This window comes from Duncaniella sp., from assembly GCF_029056165.1.
Classification (GTDB): Bacteria; Bacteroidota; Bacteroidia; order Bacteroidales; family Muribaculaceae; genus Duncaniella.
The window spans coordinates 151,498-170,282 of record NZ_JAIDBW010000035.1; the positions used below are offsets into that span (position 1 = coordinate 151,498).

At 51.2% G+C, this 18,785-nt stretch carries 17 protein-coding genes; 12 read left to right on the plus strand and 5 right to left on the minus strand.

Annotated features, from left to right (window positions below; genetic code table 11):
- Window positions 1-243 precede the first annotated feature (243 nt).
- The 9 genes from pdxA (at window position 244) to K2G41_RS08040 (ending at window position 7,683) form a co-directional block, all read left to right on the plus strand.
- Window positions 244-1,335: a 4-hydroxythreonine-4-phosphate dehydrogenase PdxA gene (gene pdxA, locus K2G41_RS08000; protein ID WP_300117100.1), complete on the plus strand. Its 1,092-nt coding sequence runs from the start codon at window positions 244-246 to the stop codon at window positions 1,333-1,335.
- 78 nt (window positions 1,336-1,413) lie between these two features.
- Entirely contained in the window at window positions 1,414-2,124 is a 711-nt protein-coding gene (locus K2G41_RS08005) for an NTP transferase domain-containing protein (RefSeq protein WP_300117103.1), read from the plus strand.
- A gap of 88 nt (window positions 2,125-2,212) precedes the next feature.
- Window positions 2,213-3,079, plus strand: coding sequence for a hypothetical protein (locus K2G41_RS08010; protein ID WP_300117105.1), 867 nt, complete (start codon window positions 2,213-2,215; stop codon window positions 3,077-3,079).
- A complete protein-coding gene (locus K2G41_RS08015; protein WP_300117107.1) occupies window positions 3,076-3,609 on the plus strand; it encodes a phosphatidylglycerophosphatase A in 534 nt (177 codons plus the stop codon). The genes K2G41_RS08010 and K2G41_RS08015 overlap by 4 nt, the downstream gene beginning before the upstream one ends.
- A 34-nt stretch (window positions 3,610-3,643) precedes the next feature.
- Window positions 3,644-4,225, plus strand: coding sequence for a GtrA family protein (locus K2G41_RS08020; RefSeq protein WP_300117109.1), 582 nt, complete (start codon window positions 3,644-3,646; stop codon window positions 4,223-4,225).
- 101 nt (window positions 4,226-4,326) lie between these two features.
- Window positions 4,327-5,004 carry a CDP-alcohol phosphatidyltransferase family protein gene (locus K2G41_RS08025; protein ID WP_300117155.1) on the plus strand — a complete coding sequence of 226 codons (678 nt, stop codon included), beginning with the start codon at window positions 4,327-4,329 and terminating at the stop codon, window positions 5,002-5,004.
- 64 nt (window positions 5,005-5,068) lie between these two features.
- Entirely contained in the window at window positions 5,069-6,019 is a 951-nt protein-coding gene (locus tag K2G41_RS08030) for a phosphatase PAP2 family protein (RefSeq protein WP_300117111.1), read from the plus strand.
- Window positions 6,016-6,966: a CDP-alcohol phosphatidyltransferase family protein gene (locus K2G41_RS08035; protein ID WP_300117113.1), complete on the plus strand. Its 951-nt coding sequence runs from the start codon at window positions 6,016-6,018 to the stop codon at window positions 6,964-6,966. The genes K2G41_RS08030 and K2G41_RS08035 overlap by 4 nt, the downstream gene beginning before the upstream one ends.
- Window positions 6,967-6,987: 21 nt before the next feature.
- Window positions 6,988-7,683, plus strand: coding sequence for an HAD family hydrolase (locus tag K2G41_RS08040; RefSeq protein ID WP_300117115.1), 696 nt, complete (start codon window positions 6,988-6,990; stop codon window positions 7,681-7,683).
- Window positions 7,684-7,766: 83 nt separating this feature from the next.
- Here the strand turns inward: K2G41_RS08040 and K2G41_RS08045 are convergent, their stop codons facing one another.
- On the minus strand, window positions 7,767-10,193 hold the full coding sequence (locus K2G41_RS08045) for a patatin-like phospholipase family protein (RefSeq protein ID WP_300117117.1): 2,427 nt from the start codon (window positions 10,191-10,193) through the stop codon (window positions 7,767-7,769).
- 124 nt (window positions 10,194-10,317) lie between these two features.
- Here K2G41_RS08045 and K2G41_RS08050 point away from each other — a divergent pair, with 124 nt between their 5' ends.
- The 3 genes from K2G41_RS08050 (at window position 10,318) to K2G41_RS08060 (ending at window position 12,723) form a co-directional block, all read left to right on the plus strand.
- Window positions 10,318-10,866, plus strand: coding sequence for a DNA alkylation repair protein (locus K2G41_RS08050; protein WP_300117119.1), 549 nt, complete (start codon window positions 10,318-10,320; stop codon window positions 10,864-10,866).
- Between the two features lie 147 nt (window positions 10,867-11,013).
- On the plus strand, window positions 11,014-11,961 hold the full coding sequence (gene cysK, locus K2G41_RS08055; RefSeq protein ID WP_300117120.1) for a cysteine synthase A: 948 nt from the start codon (window positions 11,014-11,016) through the stop codon (window positions 11,959-11,961).
- Between the two features lie 105 nt (window positions 11,962-12,066).
- Window positions 12,067-12,723, plus strand: coding sequence for a response regulator transcription factor (locus K2G41_RS08060; RefSeq protein ID WP_300117121.1), 657 nt, complete (start codon window positions 12,067-12,069; stop codon window positions 12,721-12,723).
- Window positions 12,724-12,766: 43 nt separating this feature from the next.
- On the opposite strand, the gene K2G41_RS08065 is transcribed toward K2G41_RS08060, so the two are convergent.
- From K2G41_RS08065 to pheT, 4 genes are all read right to left on the minus strand, one after another.
- A complete protein-coding gene (locus tag K2G41_RS08065) occupies window positions 12,767-13,666 on the minus strand; it encodes a hypothetical protein (protein WP_300117123.1) in 900 nt (299 codons plus the stop codon).
- Entirely contained in the window at window positions 13,666-15,090 is a 1,425-nt protein-coding gene (locus tag K2G41_RS08070; protein WP_300117125.1) for an MBOAT family protein, read from the minus strand. The genes K2G41_RS08065 and K2G41_RS08070 overlap by 1 nt, the downstream gene beginning before the upstream one ends.
- A 285-nt stretch (window positions 15,091-15,375) precedes the next feature.
- Complete coding sequence (locus tag K2G41_RS08075; RefSeq protein WP_300117126.1) at window positions 15,376-16,113, minus strand: YebC/PmpR family DNA-binding transcriptional regulator; 738 nt, start codon at window positions 16,111-16,113, stop codon at window positions 15,376-15,378.
- Window positions 16,114-16,191: 78 nt separating this feature from the next.
- Entirely contained in the window at window positions 16,192-18,657 is a 2,466-nt protein-coding gene (pheT, locus tag K2G41_RS08080) for a phenylalanine--tRNA ligase subunit beta (protein ID WP_300117127.1), read from the minus strand.
- Between the last annotated feature and the right edge of the window lie 128 nt (window positions 18,658-18,785).

Consider the following 18,785-nt stretch of genomic DNA (forward strand, 5'->3'; position numbering starts at 1 on the left):
GCCGCGTATGCCGAAAAGGAATAGTATCTGCCTTAAAAACAGACTATCCGGCATACACGGCACGTCATATTTTAGGCCAATTCACAGTTAAACAATGTTAAAACAAATTCCTCTCGTAGGTTCAACTCCCGCCATCAGGGATTTTTTAGTAATTTTACCGATTAATTGAGGATAATAGGCTCTGATGAATCCATCGGAAGGGACATATCATCCTACTACACACCCTACTCCTAAACCAAAGCAATGGAACAAGATAAAAAAATACGCGTGGGCATTACCCACGGTGACATAAACGGTGTTGGCTACGAGGTGCTGCTCAAAGCTCTGAGCGATGAACGCATCACCGAGCTGTGTACCCCCGTCATCTACGGCTCAGCCAAGATAGCCAACTATCACCGGAAAGGGATGGAACTTCCCGAATTCAAGCTATTCCAGATTGATTCACCCGACGATGCCGCTCCGGATCAGGTCAATATCGTAAATGTTGTCGGGGAGGACTGCAAAATCGACATAGGACAGCCGACGGAAGCTGCAGGTAAAGCTGCGCTCGCCGCGCTCGAACGCGCCGTCTCTGATCTGCGCGACGGTCTCATTGACGTGCTTGTCACCGCTCCCATCAACAAACACACCATCCACAGCGAGGAGTTCAACTTCCCCGGTCATACGGAATACCTTCAGGAACGCATCGGCGAAGGCCGTCAGGCCATGATGATCATGTGTGCCGAAGGGCTGCGCGTGGCACTCGTCACCATCCATGACCCCCTCTCTGAAGTAGCCAAAAATCTCTCTTCAAAGTCCATCACCGACAAGATCATGGCCTTCAACCGCTCTCTCATCGAGGATTTCGGCATCCACGGACCGCGCATAGCCGTCCTCGCCCTCAATCCTCACGCAGGTGATGCAGGCGTGATCGGCACTGAGGAGAGCGAGATCATCGCACCCGCCATCGCCGAGGCAAACAAACGCCGTGTGCTTGCGTTCGGGCCTTATCCCGCCGACGGCTTCTTCGGAAGCGGTGCCTACCGTAAGTTTGACGGAGTACTTGCCATGTACCACGACCAAGGTCTCATCCCCTTCAAGGTACTTGCAGGAGAGACCGGTGTCAATTTCACCGCCGGACTCCCCTACGTCCGCACTTCGCCCGACCATGGAACTGCCTACGACATCGCCGGACAAGGTAAGGCCGACGAACAGTCGATGCGTGAGGCCATCTATACAGCCATCGACATCTTCCGCAACCGTCTCCGCGAGGCCGAGGCCACAGCCAATCCGCTGCGCCGTCAGTCATACGACAAAGGCAACGACAGACTCCCTGCAGAAAAGCCTGAACGCTGATCCTGCCACGCCACGGACTCCTGAGAAAACCGATCATCAATCCTAAACAACCCGATCAATCACTGTCACAAACGTCACATGAACTATGCCATCATAGCCGCAGGAGAAGGCTCACGCATGAGCGGAGGCGGAGAAATCCGGCCCAAGCCGCTCGTGGAGCTTGACGGACAGCCCATGATCAGCCGTCTGGTAGGGATACTTGACTCTCTGGGAGCGGAAAAGATAAGCGTGATCACCAATCCCGCCATGCCTGATGTGGCTGCGACACTCCGCGCCTTAAAGCCGGCTGCAAGGCTCAACGTGATCGAGAAATCGACACGCGGATCGATGGAGAGCTTCCATGCTCTCGCCCCCGACATTGACGCCGGAAAGCCATTCTGTCTGCTGACGGCCGACAGTGTCTTTCGCCCGGAAGAATTTTCGCAGTTCATAGCCGACTTCGAGGCTGATACGGACAGTGACGGTTACATGGCCGTCACGACCTATATCGCCGACGAGAAACCGCTCTACGTCGCCGCCACATCTGAAGGCGATATTACCGGTTTTCTTGACAATGCAGTTCCCGGTGTTCGCTATGTCTCCGGAGGGATCTACATGCTCCGCCCTGCCGCGCTTGAGATCCTTGCCGACTGTGCCGCTGCCGGCGTCACGCGGATGCGTGACTTCCAGCGTGCGCTCATCGCCTCCGGAATGCATCTGAAGGCATGGCAGTTCACCAAGATAATTGATGTGGATCATCCTTCCGACCTTGCCGAAGCCCGACGCTTCACAAGCGGAGGTGACACATAACGAAACAGTTCAATACCGAACAAGATAGATTTAAGCTTTAACTATTCATATTTTACGAGGCGGAAATGCCTCCAAAAATCAACCAATCATGGCTGACATCAAAATAGCCGCAATAATGAGGGCCGGTATCTTTTCGCCCAACCATATAGGGAACGATGCCTCTATCCTCAACCTCACCGCCGACCAGCTGCGCAAACGCGGTTGCGAGGTCAGGATCTACAGCGAGGAGCAGCTCGCGGCCGGTGCCGTCACGGAGGATATAGTCATCAACATGTGTCGTCACCACCGGTCATTCCCTGTACTCCAGCAGATGGAGGATCGCGGTGCTCTCGTCATAAATTCGGGTTACGGTGTGGAGAACTGTACCCGCGAACGCCTCACGCGTATCCTCCTCGGAAGTAACATTCCCACAGCCGAGAGCATCATGGTCAATACGGACGAGCGTGTAATCGACCGCATGAACCAGCTCGGCATGTCCAACGCTTGGGTCAAGCGCGGTGACTTCCACACCATGCACAAAGAGGATGTCACTTACGTGCGTCATCCGGAGGAAGCACAGGAAGTGGTTCAGGAATACTTCCTGCGCGGAATTAAGCGTGCAGTCGTCAGCCGTCACATCGAAGGCGAGCTCCTGAAATTCTACGGTGTCTATGGCACTCCTTGGTTCCACTGCTTCTATCATCACGGTGCGCGTGACAAACAAGGGATGGACGAGGATATGCCCCGTTTCGACATCGAAGCTCTAAAGGCCATCTGCAACCGTGCGGCCGAGGCTCTTGACATAAAGATCTACGGAGGTGACGCCATCATCGGCAAGGACGGCTCTATAACCATCATAGATTTCAATGACTGGCCGAGTTTCGCTCCATGCCGCGCAGAAGCCTCAGGAGTGATCGCACGTGCGATACTCGCTGAAATCAAGAAACATAACGCTGCTAAAAACGTAAAGAAATGACCGAAAGCCGCCACTTCCCGTTTTTCCCCCGATTCATCGCCACATCCTTCGGAGCAGGTTACTGGCCTTGGGGACCCGGCACAGCCGGAGCAGTCGTAGGTCTGATCCTCTGGCTTCCTCTGGTACTGACCGGAAGCGTCACCGCCACCGTGCTCTCCACTCTCGGACTGATCGTCATATTCACCATACTCGGAATATGGTCGGCGACAATAGCCGAGGATTTCTGGGGGTCTGATCCCTCGCGTGTGGTCATGGATGAGACCGTAGGACAGTGGATCACCATGATCCCCCTGTCGATCTTCGCCATGACTCCGTCGCCCCTCGCATCAGGCTCGTTCTGGCTTTGGACCGTCATTTCACTCATTCTATTCCGCTTTTTCGACATCGTGAAACCTCTCGGCGTCCGCAAGATGGAGGAACTTCGTGCAGGAGTCGGAATTATGGCCGACGATATACTGGCGGGTATCTACGGTGCGGTTGTGCTCGCTCTTGCCATGTACACCTTCACCGATCTCCCGATCTGGGAATAGAGCTCATGCACCACAACATACTGAAAACAAGAAGATGAACTTTTCACAACTCAAAGACAAATTCCTTCACAGCGGAGGTCTGATCTCGACCTTCCTGCGATCGTCTGTCTCCTCGCAGGTGGCTTCATGGATCGATCTCGGTATGAGCATGTTGTTCTACTCCTTCGTCTTTGTGGCACTTGATCCGTTTTACCGCTCCAACCTCTCGGTTGCCGTAGGAGCGATAGCCGGAGGTGTGGTGAACTGCTGTATAAACTACCGCTTCACCTTCCATGCGGCCGGACAGAGCGTGAAGGCCGTCGGCGTAAAATACTTTTTAGTATGGACCGGATCGCTGCTGCTCAACATGTATGGCACGACGGGACTCGCATCACTCCTCTCCCACTGGGAGTGGCTGATCAACTTCGGCTTCAAACCCGACGGTATCTTCGCGGCCTCCCGACTGGTAGCCTCACTCGCCGTGTCATGGGGATGGAACTTCGTCCTGCAGCGCAACTTCGTCTATCGTCCTACCGGTTTTGACCGCTATGCCATAGGTCTTGTGGATCTGATAGTCAGACACCACGGACAGGCTCAGGAAGCCGACTCTCCGGAGGAGCCGGCCGAGCAAGGATAATCCTGCCAAAACAAAATAATATCATACATATTTTCCCACAACTTTCTTAGATCTAAAGAAAAATGTCTGAATCCCAAATAACAATCTCACAGAAAACCTCTATGTTCAAGCGATTCCGTGACAGCCTCCAGCAAGGCATCTATTTTGTCATCAATCCCTTTGTCCGTTTCCTGATCCGTATCGGTGTCACTCCCAATATGGTGACCACAGTCGGCCTGCTCGGAAATATAGCCGCAGCTCTCATCTTTGTCTATGCCGGTTACACCGCCACTGCCACCGACATGAACTATGATCTCCTGACTTGGGGCGGTGTAGTCATCATCCTTTTTTCTCTCTTTGATATGCTCGATGGCCAAGTGGCCCGTCTCGGCAACATGACCTCGACTTTCGGAGCGATGTATGACTCCGTTCTCGACCGCTACTGCGAACTCTTCACTCTCGGTGGCCTCAGCTATTACCTCATCCAGACCGGCTACATCATCGGTGCACTCATCACATTCGTAGCCCTCGTCGGTTCGATCATGGTCAGCTACGTGCGCGCCCGTGCCGAGGGGCTCGGTCTTGAATGCAAGGTCGGATTCATGCAGCGTCCCGAACGAGTTGTCGTGACCACCATCGGCGCACTCGCCACCGGTATCGTCGGTCAGTGTGTCAATCCTCAGGACTTCAATGCCGTGATCATTCTCATTGTCTGCATGACTGTCATCGCAGTCTTTGCCAACATCACGGCCTTCGCCCGCATAAACCACTGCCGCCGTCTGCTGAAGGACAGAAAATAAACCCTTCCAACACCTGATGCCGTGCCGGTCACGGCTAACCCTCGCTGAATACCAAACACCGAAAATGTCCGTAATCAACCTTCCGTCACGTCGGGAATCCCTCATAATAATCCCGGCTGTGCTTATCTGGCTGCTTGTCACCTGCCTTTGCGTAGGTTTTCGGCCGGAGCACCTCTACATAGCCATAGCCCTGACCCTGCTGCTCTTTGCCACTGACACCACGCGCCGACTGGTCGTGGCACTGCTCCCGTTTGCAGTTTTCGGAATCTCATACGACTGGATGAACATCCTCCCCAACTACGAGGTCAATCCGGTGGATATACGCGGACTCTACGAGAACGAGAAAAGCCTTTTCGGTATCGCCACCGCAGCCGGAACGCTCACTCCCAACGAGTTTTTTGCAATACACACCAACAAGATCATGGACTTCTTCGCAGGGATCTTCTATCTCTGCTGGGTCCCTGTCCCGATTCTTTTCGGACTCTGGCTGTATTTAAAGCGTCAGTACAAGGTCTATCTCCACTTCTCACTGGTGTTTCTATTCGTCAATCTCCTCGGATTCGCATATTACTACGTTCACCCCGCCGCACCGCCGTGGTATGTGGCCTCTCACGGCTTCGATTTCATCCTCGGAACACCCGGCGAAGTTGCCGGACTGGGACGCTGGGATGAAATGACCGGACTCAACATATTCCACGGCCTTTATTCACGCAACGCCAACGTGTTTGCCGCACTGCCGTCGCTCCACTCCGCCTACATGCTCATAGCCTTCATCTACTCTCTCAAGGCCCGCTGTCCGCAGTGGTTGCGTGTGCTTTTCGCCATCATCTGCATGGGTATATGGTTCACGGCTGTCTATACCTCGCATCACTATATCATCGACGTGATGTCGGGCATACTCTGTACGCTCATCGGCTACGTGATCTTCGAATACGGCCTGATGAAGATCCCATCTTTCAACCGTTTCATTAACTCTTACACCCGCTATATCACCTCCCCAACGAGCAACCGATGAAAAATTCTCTGAAGGAAAAATATCGCCGTTCGCTCAAGTCGCTCGACACTGAAGAGCATATCGACCTCTTCTTCTACCGCCCCATAGGTTACTGCTGGGCGGAGATCTCCGCGCGTCTCGGCATCAGTCCTAACGCGCTCACCATCGTTGCGATAATCCTTGGAATCTCTGCGGGTGTCCTGTTCTATTATCCGGAGTTGCGTATTAACGTCATCGGTATGTTGCTGCTCGTACTGGCCAATACATTTGACAGTGCCGACGGACAGCTTGCCCGCCTTACCAAACAATATTCACGCATCGGACGCATCCTCGACGGTCTTTGCGGCGATCTATGGTTCATTACTATCTATTTCGCCATCATATTCCGTGAAATCAATTTCTCCGACTTTTTCAGCATCCATCCTTGGGCTATATGGCTTCTCGCCTGCACGGCAGGGATCTGTCATACGAAACAGGCAGCCATGGCCGACTATTACCGACAGTTCCATCTCTATTTCCTGAAAGGCAATGCACTCAACGAACTGGAAAGTGCCGATCAGCTCGAAAAGCAGCTTGAGGAAAGTGGAATAACATGGAGCAATAACTTCTGGAAACGTCTCACCATGACGTTCTATCTTGGTTACACGCGTCAGCAGGAGGCAACTGCCCCCCACATGCAGGATCTGCGCCGCGAACTTCACCATCGTTATCCGGATGGTAATATTCCCGCAGACTTCTATGATGATGTGCGCAGCCGTTCACTGCCGTTGATGAAGTACACCAATATCCTTTCCTTCAACTGGCGTGTGATCACACTCTTCATCACACTCTTCATCGGACAGCCTTGGCTCTACTTCGTGGCCGAGCTGACAGTGTTCAACGGCATACTCATCTATCTTGTCGTGACACACGAACGTCACTGCAAAGCCCTCGTCCGCGAGCTTGACAGTCGCTACTCTCCGCAGTGACATGACCCATATACATTCATAATGGCAGGTATTGATTCCATAAAGATCGACAGGGATACTGCAGGAATAATCTTCGACTACGGTGGAACGCTCGACTCGCGCGGTGACCACTGGAGCTACATAATCCTCGACGGCTACCGTGAGGCCGGTTGTCAGGTGGAGATTGATGCCTTTATCGCTACATATATCCACGCAGAGCGTGAATTGGCGGCCAAACCTATCATCACCCCGGCCGATACTTTCAGGACGCTCATGCGCAAGAAAATTGCTATTGAGACAGATTATCTTCTCACGCATGGATTCATCACGGAGACCGACAGAGGGAAATCGGACCATATCGCCGATTACTGTTACGATTACGCCCGCAGGTGTACGGCAGAGTCAGCCGTTACGCTCAGGAAACTCGCCCGGAACTATCCTCTCGCACTCGTCACGAACTTCTATGGAAACATCAATGCCGTACTGACCGATTTCGGTATAGCCGACTGCTTCACGACAGTGATCGAAAGCGCGACAGCAGGAGTGCGAAAACCTGACCCCGCAATCTTCCGTCTCGCCCTCGAAGCCTTGAAACTCCCTGCCGGAAAAATCTTGGTTGTAGGCGACAGTATCAGCAAGGATATCGTCCCGGCCCAATCGCTCGGCTGCAAGACCCTCCTGATCGAAGGCCGATCTTGGCCTCCATCCAGTCAAGAGGGAACTTGTTCTCCACATTGATAGATAGTAAAATTCGGATTACAGACCTTATATTTGTTCTGCAATCCGAATTTTTTACTTTCGAATGGATTGGCATCCCGCCATCAGTGCATGAACCGGGGGGCGAGGATAAATGCACCTATTGAAATACCGAAATTCCAGTTATTGTCATGGGCGGAGGTATAATTACCGTAGGCACTTACTGAACCGAACGGAAGAGCGAACACGGCTTGTATTTCGCCAAAAAATTCCGGATTGCTCAGCCACTTACCATATTTGGCAGCAGCTTCCGTGGCGACGAGCGAACGCTGCGGACCATCATTTGTTTCATCCGGATAGACGTATTGGATCTTGCGTATAGGCAGAAAGCAGTTAAACGAACCACGCATCTGGAACGAACCGGAGATCTTCCATATCGGTTCCAACCCGGCCGTAATGAATGAATTTGCGTGGAGTTTGGCGTTGAAATGATTGTAGCTCGAAGGTGTAGGATGGAAAGCCTCGGCTGCCACTATGGATGCGTCGTAGCTCTGCAGTAGCTTACGCGTGGAGAGGAGTGCCTGTCCGGTGAGACCGAGCGAGAAGTATTTGTTGACGTTTAAGTAGTCAGCGACCTTAACATGGGTCTGCATCCACGATACATTACTGCTTTTATCGCGCTCTCCATCACCACCGGGGCGATAATGGTAACGCCCCATGATGCCTGTGACATTCACGCGGAGATCAATTCCCGACGTGGGGTTATAACCGTTGTCAAGCGTGTTCTTCTCCCAAGTCGCAAACACCTGTCCGAGATCGAAGATGCCCTTTTCGTTGTCGGGATTGGACTGCCCCTCAACCATATCGACATGATAGCTGTCGGTCAGGCGTCCGTATGAAGCACCCGCCGTCAACACACTGCGGAGTGTCGGCGCGGTTGAATAGAATGCACGGACAAAAGACTCCGATTTACGGATGAAATCAGGTTCATGTATCTGATAGAAAAGCTTTTCGGTCTCGTAATATTTCTGACGGAAGGTGACCAGCTTCACATGGAAAGCCGAAGGTCGGCGAGTGTTGAACTGAAGGCTGAAATCACCTTCAGCAGCCATGTAACTCTGTCCGAGCCATGCATTAAGGTTCGTTTTGATCGAATTATAGTTGAGCGTATTGTAACCGGCATTGAAGAAAAGCATACTGTTGGTCGATGAAGAGATGTAACCTCCGACACCGACAGTGAACGGATCACGCACGATAGCATTGAAGTCGAGATCAATCATACTGTCGCGCTCATTGTACATAGGGGTCGGTACGAAGTTCTGGAGCTTACCGGAACTGATGGCCTGATAGTAGGCATCGCGTCCTTCGACAAGATTCATCGGGCCGTCACGGTGATCGAAGAATGATTTCAGGTATGAATTTTCGACTTTTGTGCCACCGCTTACATTGACCTTGTCAATGCGCACCTCCGGTGTGGCAGCCTTAAAACGGCTACGCTCGGCATCAAGCGTAGCTTTCGGCTTGCGCACCTTGACCTTAGCCTTGATGGAATCCATGACTTCAAGACCACGGCGATAACCTATGTCATATATCTCCTGATACTTGTCAAAGGCAAGCAGCCCGAACTCATCAAGGTTTATGCGCACGTTGACACCCTTATTGTCCGGGAAAGGATAATCATTCGGCTGCATGATCATCTCTTCAAGCTGATCCATCATGTTGCGGGTATCCGGGGCGGATTTTCCTGATCCGACGTTCACACCAATCACCGCATCCGGCTTGAACTCGTCCATCATCACATCAACAGGATAATTGTCATAGATACCGCCGTCATACATGGGCACACCGTTGAGCAGGATAGGCTCGAAGATCATCGGGAATGACATCGACATTCTCACTGCATCACCCAGCGGTCCGCGACCAAGCACGACCTTATGCTTGGCATAGACATCGGAAGTTACCGTGCGCAGAGGAACGAACAATTTATTGAAATCAGCCCCGCACTGAATGGTGTAAGGCGAGAATATCTCGATGAAAGCATAGTTCATCGGAATAGGATTTATGAGACTTATCGGGAGCACCGATGTGATCTGTGTAGAATCCTTACCCAGATTAAGTGTTACGAACGACGGTGTATCGTGAGTCGAAGAATAGTAGTAGGTGTATGACGGATCAATCTTACCGGTACTCCAATAGGCAAAACCCTTTGAAGCTATCAGCTCAAGCATCTCGGCAGGACTGAATCCCGAAGCATAGAGACCGCCGACGATAGCTCCCATCGACGTACCCGTAATGTAATCGATAGGTATATCATTATCCTCCAGAGCCTGAATGAAACCTATGTGGCCGATACCCTTCGCACCACCTCCGCTGAGCACAAGTCCTACGCTCGGACGGTCGGGACGCGGGGGAGTACCGATAGCCCCACCCGCAGTCACGAAGCCTTCGGGCGTTACCACAGGAACAGTGTCGGTCGCAGAAACAGCAGTTGCAACTTGTCCGCATAAAGCGGCAAAGACTGAAACAAGCATCGGGAGGATATTATGTCTCATAGCTGAATAAGTTGTAAACGTGATGAATAAAAAAGATGGGTAAGTGTAGTGATTTATCTTTCTAACAATCCAATTATGCAAAATGATTAAAAAAGTGTAATTTTGTTGAAAGAAAAGAAATAAGATGGCAGAATTCAATCAAACGCAGGAGATCAAACGCCGCTTTTTTGCTATGCGCAACGGTATTGTGGCCGACACTATCCGTAAGGCCGGCCTGCAATATAAAATGATTTTCGGACTTAATCTTCCGCAGATTACAGAGATCGCGGCTGACATAACTCCCTCGCGGGAGCTTGCGGAACAATTCTGGGCCGACACACGCACACGCGAAAGCATGCTTCTCGCGCCGATGATCTATCCCCGTGAGGAACTGACACGCGAACGTGCCTCAGAAATGCTCCGTGAGGTCTCTACGACAGAGGTTGCCGACATACTATGCCACCGTCTGCTCCGACATCTCCCCTACGCTATGGATCTCGCAACCGATGCCGTTACCTCCGCTTCGGAAATGGAGCGTTACGGTGGTTTCCGTCTCATGTTCAATCTGCTCTACTCGCGCCCGGCTGACATCCGTCCGTTTGTGGAAGCCGAGCTCGCCTCCGGAACGCCTCTCACACATCCCATCTGCAAAAGTATGCTTGATGAAATCAAATTCCTCATTGACGAAGAATAATCTGTCAAATCAGCACTACAGACCTATAATAGAAGTACAATTATTAAGTAAATAATGCATATTTGAATAAAAATACCACATCAATGGTATTTTTTGGTGATATAGTTGTTTGTAATTTTGCAACAGAAACATAAAACAACTATTATCATGGCAAAAATTAAGAAAAGTCTGACCGAACTCATCGGCAACACTCCACTGCTTGAAGTAAGCAACATTGAAAAGGCCGAAGACCTCAAGGCCAAAGTGATCGTGAAGCTCGAATATTTCAATCCGGGCGGAAGCGTAAAGGACCGTATAGCCTTTGCCATGATCGAAGCGGCCGAGAAGAGCGGGGAGCTGAAACCCGGAGCGGTGATCATTGAACCGACAAGCGGCAACACGGGTATCGGACTGGCTTGGGTGGCATCCGTCAAGGGCTACAAACTGATCCTCACCATGCCTGAGACCATGAGCGTAGAACGCCAGAATCTTCTTAAAGCTCTCGGTGCAACCCTCGTACTCACCCCCGGCAATGAGGGTATGAAAGGTGCGATAAGGGTTGCAAATGAGCTCAAGGAACAGCATCCCGGTTCTATCATCCTGCAGCAGTTCGACAATCCCGCCAATCCTCAGATCCACAGTGTAACCACCGCGGAGGAGATCTGGAACGATACCGACGGTAATGTCGATATACTCGTGGCAGGAGTCGGAACAGGCGGAACCCTTAGCGGAACAGCCGAAGGACTGAAGAAACACAATCCCGCGCTTAAAGCCGTGGCGGTAGAGCCCAAGGATTCCCCCGTACTTTCAGGCGGTAAACCGGGCCCGCATAAAATACAGGGTATCGGTGCAGGATTCGTTCCAAGCAATTTCCACAGAGATGTGGTGGATGAGATCATAACCGTCGATAATGACGATGCCATCCGTACTTCACGACTGCTTGCCTCGAAAGAGGGATTGCTTGTGGGTATCTCTGCCGGTGCTGCACTCTTCGCCGCCATCGAACTTGCAAAACGTGAGGAGAACAAGGGAAAGACCATAGTGGCTATCCTACCCGACACAGGTGAGCGTTATCTCTCGACCGTCCTCTACGCTTTTGAGGAATATCCCCTCTAACGGTTAATAGCAATTGAATGAATCTGAACACGTTGTACGGACATTACGTAACAAGTCCATGCAACGTGTTCAGATACATATACATCCATCAAATAGCTATCTCAAATGACAACCGGCCAACCCATAACCTTCGTCATAGCCGATAATCAGGCCATCACACGCGCAGGGATTCACGAATTTATCTCCTCACTGCCTCTGCGCGTGGAGATGATTGATGTGACTGACAAAAGAGGGCTTGTCAAGGCTCTTATAGAATATCCGAAGAGCATCGTAGTGCTTGACTACAGTCTTTTCGATCTGCGGAGTGTCGAAGAGTTTCTTGTGCTTCAGAAACGGTTTCAGGGCGTGAAATGGATATTCTTCTCAGCTGAAATGTCGGTTGGTCTGATGCGTCGTCTGTCATTCGAGGACAATGTCGGAATGACCCTTAAAGAATGTAACGGACAAGAGATAAGAGACGCCCTACTGAATGCTGCCGAAGGAGAGCCGACAACATGCCGACAGATCGAAACCCTGCTATCCAATTCATCCGGCCATGAACCGTCAGCCCTGACTCTGACCAATTCAGAGATAGAAATCCTGCGTCTGATAGCCAAAGGGAAATCCGTCAAGGAGATAGCATTGGAACGAAATTCAAGCGTCCACACCATCACTACGCATAAGAAAAATCTATTCCGCAAACTGGAGGTCAACAATGTCTATGAGGCTACCAAATATGCAATCCGCACCGGCCTCGTCGAGATGGTGGAATACTACATCTAATTCCGTCTCCATCACTACACCCTGAACAGCAGACAGCCTCTGATCAACGCATGGATTCACGCAGCAGACGGCTGAATTTGCGTGCCCCTACGTCAGAAAGATGATCCACGTCATGGAAATCCTCATCATCAAACGCGGCAGATGAGTAAAAATCAAAATATCGCCCATCCACCATTCCTTTGAGGACAGACGCATAGTCAGCCATTTCGGCATATTGGGCTTTGTCCGCGTATTGCCTGAACTCTTTAGAGACAGGTGTCGTGACGAATACGCATTCGATTCCGCGCCTGTCGCAATACTCTATCATTGATTGAAGAACCCGATAGACCTCATCGGCACGTCCGGGAGTGGCAAAAGTAAGCTCCTCCACTCGTGCCTCCGCTTTCTCCCTCCAAGCGGGATCGCGGTGATCAAGCCCGAAACCGAGTCCGAAACCAAGACTGTCGCAACGGTTTGACTCCTCCGGAAGAATCATATTGCGCAGACGTCCCGTGTATGATTTGAAATCCGTGAGAGCCAGATTATAGATCGATAAATCCGGATGAAGATTGAGCTCCATCCCCACCTTGTATTGTACACATAGCCCCCGATCCAGCTCCTCAAGCTTCGGATCTCGGAAAGTGAAGTATGAAATAGGGATTATTACCTTACGTAGATTAGGCATGTACGGCTCATATTCTTTAAGAAGCTGAAAGTCATATTCGGGAGTCTGCGATATATTGGCCAGATTAAACACGCTGTCACCGAGTTCGGAGGGTATGATCCCGTAGTAGGTATGTGAGGATCCCAGTACGAGCGTGGCTATCTCCCCGCCACGTTCTTTTATATATCCGTACTTATAACTGTAGGGAGTGGCGACATGACGGACCACAATCTCTCCCATCGCCAAAAAGACGATGATTATCAGCGCAAAGATCAGTATTTTTTTGAGAAACAGTCTCATCAGAATTGAAAATATATGAATTGCTCCGCTGTGCCTGAGAGCAGCAGCTCTACGAGAAACAGAGCCACATACAGTCCCCATCTGACAGGAGTATTACGTCCTATACCTCTTGAAAACAGATCAACCGGTGACTCATACTTCCTTCCGGCCCACTCTCCGGCCAGCATTATCAGAGACCAGCAGATGGCCCGTTTACCCTCGATGACGTTGGCATGGACCGGAGTGAACATCAATCTTATGTAATCACAAGCCTCCGAGATTGTCGAGGCGCGGAATATAATCCATCCGATCATTACAAGCATAAAAGTAAATCCCATCATCAGAACCGGTCTGACAACACCGGGTGTGGAATTAGCCGGTGAAGCTCCTTTCTTCTTCGATATGAAAACAGAAGGTATGTAGAGCAGGGCATGATAGCCGCCCCACACGATAAATGTATAGTTCGCACCATGCCAGAGACCGCTCGTCAGAAAGACTATGACCGTGTTTCTGACCCGCTTCCACTTCCCCTGACGGTTACCTCCGAGAGGAATGTACATGTAGTCACGAAACCATGACGTAAGCGAGATGTGCCATCGTTTCCAGAACTCGTTGATGTCCTTTGAGAAATATGGAAGCTGAAAATTCCTCATCAGATCTATGCTGAAAAGCCGGGCCACACCGACAGCTATGTCCGAGTAACCTGAGAAATCACAGTAGATCTGTATGGTGAAGAGAAATGCACCCACCCATAGATTCACAGTTCCTGCCTCCGCAAAATTCCCGAAAATAGAATCGACGATAGGCGCGCAATTGTCTGCAACGACCATCTTTTTGAATAATCCCCAAAGGATAAGACGCATACCGGCTACTGCCTTTTCATAATTAAAAACGCGCTGCGACAGAAACTGGGGAAGAAGATTGGTCGCACGCTCTATCGGACCGGCCACAAGCTGCGGGAAGAAGCTTATAAAGGCCATGAATGAGATGAAATCTGTCGTTGCACCGATATGACCCCGCTTCACGTCAATGACATAGCTTAGAGCCTGAAATGTGTAGAACGAGATCCCTACCGGCAATATGAGCTGCAACGTCACAGCATCGACCTCCCACCCGACCGCCGACATCAGCGATGCGAAGCCGGAAGAGAAGAAATTGAAATACTTATATACACACAGAATGCCGATATTGAGCACTACGTTGCTCCAAAGCATGATCCGCTTTCCGGTTTCACCTGTGCTGCGTCCGATATAAAGACCGCTGAAAAAACTGCTGACCGAGGTGAGGAAAATCAGAAACAGAAAGGTAACGTCCCACCATCCGTAGAACACATAGCTCGCGGCCAGCAGAAACAGATTCCGGCTTTCCCTTTTCCGCAGGACAAGCCAGTATATCCCGAAGACCACGGGAAGAAAGAATAAGAATTCTACGGAATTGAACAGCATGATGAATCAGGGGAGATTACACTTTCGGGACAAGCGGACTGACGCACATCCCTATCAGGCGGGAGGATATGCAAATTTACAACTTTATTCTGAATAATATGCCTAAGCTATGCTGCAGACGGCATTCCTCTATGGACGGTCAGGTATAAATATGACTCTCAGGCATAGAAAACAGATCTCCGGAAGCCTTTAGCTATACATTAGAGGCTTGCCGGAGATCTGTTGTTTATATTTCCTCGAAATGTACCCGTCATTACCGACGGGCATTTCAAGCGCGAAGGATCATTAATCCTCTTCCTTCATGTTGTGGAACACGTTCTGCACGTCCTCATCCTCCTCGATCTTCTCAAGGAGCTTTTCGATAGCGGCACGCTGATCGGGAGTTACCTCTTTGAGATCGTTAGGGATGCGCTCGAATTCAGACGAGATGATTTCGAAACCGTTGTCCTCAAGATACTTCTGGATGTTTGAGTATTCCTCGAAAGCACCGTAAAGGATCACCTGCTCCTCGCCTGACTCGTCGTCAACGATATCCTCAAGTTCGTCAACACCGTAGTCGATGAGTTCGAGTTCGAGATCTTCGAGCGATACACCGTCCTTCGGTTTGATCTTGAACACGCTCTTGTGGTCGAAAAGGAAAGTGAGCGAACCCTGAGTGCCGAGTGAACCGCCATGTTTGGTGAAATATGAACGGACGTTGGCTACGGTACGGGTATTGTTGTCGGTAGCGGCCTCTACGAAGATAGCGATGCCGTGGGGGCCGTATCCCTCGTAAGTGATCTCCTTGTAATCGCCGGCATCCTTATCGGTAGCCTTCTTGATAGCGCGTTCAACGGTGTCCTTGGGCATGTTTGCAGCCTTGGCGTTCTGCATGAGAGCGCGGAGGCGGGGGTTGGTGGAAGGATCAGGACCGCCGGCCTTGGCAGCGATAGTGATTTCCTTACCTATACGGGTAAATGTACGCGACATGTTACCCCAACGTTTGAGCTTGCGTGCTTTACGGTATTCAAATGCTCTTCCCATAATGTGGAGTGGTTACAATTGAGTTTTTTATTCTGTTGTATTTTCTATTGTTTCGTTCTTTTGCAGAAGAATGATGGATTATCGGAGCTCCGCACCGAGTTTCTTGGTGAGATTAGTGATAATCTTGCTCATCACAGCCTCGATCTGCTTGTCGTTGAGGGTCTTTTCAGCATCCTGAAGCGTAATGGCGATAGCATACGACTTCTTGCCTTCGGGGAGGTTCTTTCCTTCATACACGTCAAAGAGAGTGATATCCTTGAGCAGACGGCGTTCGCTCTCGCGCACGGTAGCCTCAACCTGATCCATACCGACAGCCTTGTCCAGAAGGAGCGCGAGGTCACGCTTGACAGGCATTGTCTTGGCGAGAGGTGAATAGCTGACGCTCTTGCGGAGCGAGAGATTGACGAGCGCATGCCAGTCAAGCTCGCAGTAGATCACTTCCTGCTTTATGTCGAATTTCGACGCGAGTTTCTTGGCGAGGATGCCGAGTGTGCCGAGATTCTTGCCTGAACGGGTGTTAATGTCGAGAGCAGCCGAATAGAGCTCTGACGAAGAGGGCTGAAGTTTGATTTCCGCAGGATTGATGCCGAGGCGGGCCATGATGTTGGCCACGACAGCCTTCATGTCATAGACAGTCGCAGGCTGTTCTGGACGAGCCCAGTTACCTGGACGGAGAGCTCCCGTGAGCCAGATGGCAAGGCGAGAAGCCTCACGGTAAGGAGCGAGCACGTTCTCGGCGGTAGCCTCCGCAGCAGGATTGAATGAATAGACATTGCCGAACTCATACATGGCCAGATCGCCGCTCTTGCGGTTGATATTGTGGCTGAGCGATTCGAGACCACCGAAAAGGAGGGTCTGACGCATTACGTTGAGGTCGTTGCTGAGCGGATTGAGAAGCTTCACGCAGTGATCGGCGGGATAGACGGTGAGATTCGTATAATATGCCTCGGCTGTGAGCGAGTTGTTGAGGATCTCGTTGAAGCCCTCGGCACAAAGCTGCTCGCTGATGAGATTGCGGAGTTTGTTGTCCTGATCCTCGAATGACTGCGATGAAAGGGCTGAACGCACGGATGATGAGATCTCCACATTGTTGTAGCCGTAGATACGGAGTACATCCTCGACCACGTCACAGGGACGGGTGACATCCACACGGTAGGTAGGCACTTTCATATCGGCCTTCTCAGTGGTCACTTCAGTAAGTTCCATTTCGAGGCTCTTGAGAATCGACACGATCGTATCGGCAGGGATATGCTTACCGACGAGACGGTCGAGATAATCGAACGCAAGGCTTACGAAGGCCGGTTCGATGCGTACGGGATAATTGTCGCAGAGCGGGCCTGTGATCTCGCCACCGGCAAGCTCCTTGACCATGAGAGCCGCGAGCTTGAGCACATAGAGGGTATTGTTGGGATCGACACCGCGTTCGAAACGGAATGATGAATCCGTGTTCAGGCCGTGACGGCGGGCCGTCTTACGGACAGATGTAGGATTGAAGTATGCACTTTCAAGGAATACGTCGGTTGTGGTTTCGGTCACACCTGAATCAAGACCTCCGAACACACCGGCTATGCACATGGGCACCTCGGTGTTGCAGATCATGAGGTCACGCGAATCAAGTGTGTGCTCAACTCCGTCGAGCGTGACGAACTTCTCCCCTTCGCGGGCATTCTTGACAATGATCTTCCCGCCGGCGATCTTGGCCACATCAAAGCAGTGGAGGGGCTGACCCATGCCGTGAAGAAGATAGTTGGTTATATCGACAATATTGTTGATCGGACGCAAACCTATGGTCGAGAGTGCATCCTTGAGCCATTGAGGCGACTCGGTAACCTTGACTCCGCGCACGGTGACGCCGGTGTAACGGGGGCAGGCATCTGTGTTCTCCACCTCAACCGTGATTCCACCTTCGGGCTTTTCAATAGCAAACGGAGTGACATCCGGACGGTGGAGATCACCCGGTTCGGTATGAGCGGCCATCCAAGCGGAAAGATCACGGGCCACACCGTAGTGCGAAGCAGCATCAATGCGGTTGGGGGTGAGATCGACTTCAAGCACATAGTCAGAAGTCAGACCGAAATATTCGGCGGCAGGTGTGCCGGGCTTTACATCGTCGGTGATAACGATAATACCGTCGTGCGACGATCCAACACCGATTTCATCCTCGGCACAGATCATACCGAACGACTCCACACCACGGATCTTGGACTTCTTGATGGCAAACTCCTTGTCGCCGTCATAAAGCGTCGTACCGACGGTGGCCACAACCACTGTCTGTCCGGCAGCCACATTGGGCGCGCCGCAGACAATCTGCGTCTCCTTGCCGTCACCGAGATCTACTGTGGTGATATGGAGATGATCACTGTTGGGATGTTCGACACAGGTGAGGACCTTACCGATGACAATACCGCGGAGGCCACCGCGGATCGACTCGACCTCTTCAACCGAACCGGTCTCCAGACCGATCGATGTCAGTGCCGCCGCGAGTTCGTCGGGGGTGAGATTGAAGTCGAGGTATTTTTTTAGCCAGTTATATGATATATTCATGACAATGGTTGGAATATGCATTGAGGTTGGCTCATCGCATTTCGCCGCTCCTAAGTGAAATCACAAAAGGGCGAGAAAATGCAAAATGATGTGCAAAGTTACGAAATCTCGGCAAACTATACACAAAT